This is a genomic window from Sanguibacter suarezii NBRC 16159, assembly GCF_001552735.1.
Classification (GTDB): Bacteria; Actinomycetota; Actinomycetes; order Actinomycetales; family Cellulomonadaceae; genus Sanguibacter; species Sanguibacter suarezii.
In genome coordinates this window covers 1-851 of sequence record NZ_BCRT01000030.1, presented here as the reverse complement: position 1 = coordinate 851, position 851 = coordinate 1, and the positions used below count along the sequence as shown (strand labels likewise).

Sequence of the window (851 nt, the reverse complement as noted above, 5' to 3'; positions counted from 1 at the left end):
GCCCCTCATAAGGCGGGCTTTCGTTGTTTGCCTGAAGGCAACCCGTCCGTGGCGAGGACGTCTGCACCCGGGACTACCGGGGGAGCAGGACGATCAGCTGCAGGATGATGAGCACCCGTCTCAGTGGTGCGATGATAGATAGAGCAAGTCAACTTGAAGAGGGAGTACACGTGAGCGACGACCAAGACCGTCCGGGCACGAGCCGAGGCCGCGACGGCGGTAACGCAGGAGGCAACGCTCGACGCGGTGGCAGCGACGCAGGACGTGGATACTCCGGTGGCAGCCGCCCGGACCGCAGCTCCAGCGACCGCCCCGCCTACAACCGTGACGACCGTGGCGGTGCGCCGCGGTCCTCGGCGCCCCGTGAGAGCCGTCCCTACGGTGACCGTCCGGCCTACAACCGTGACGACCGCAGCGGCGCCCCGCGTTCGTCGGCGCCTCGGTCCTCCGCACCGCGCGATGACCGCGGACCGCGTCGTGACGACCGTCCCTACGGTGAGCGTCCGGCGTACAACCGTGACGACCGCGGCGGTGCGCCGCGTTCCTCCGCGCCCCGTGACGACCGTGGTCCGCGCGAGAGCCGTCCCTATGGTGACCGCCCGGCTTACAACCGCGATGACCGAAGCAGCGCGCCGCGTTCCTCCGCGCCGCGTGATGACCGTGGTCCGCGTCGTGATGACCGTCCCTACGGTGAGCGTCCCGCCTTCAACCGTGGCGACCGCGCACCGCGCCGTGACGACCGAAGCAGCGCGCCGCGTTCCTCGGCGCCCCGTGATGACCGTGGTCCCCGTCGTGATGACCGTCCCTATGGTGACCGCCCGGCTTACAACCGCGATGACCGCAGCAGCGCG

The 851-nt window shown here is 70.0% G+C and carries 1 protein-coding gene; it reads left to right on the top strand.

The features are described from left to right. Positions 1-615: 615 nt before the first annotated feature. Positions 616-851 (top strand): hypothetical protein (locus SS2_RS17805; RefSeq protein ID WP_217995631.1); only part of this gene is annotated, 236 nt, incomplete at its 3' end.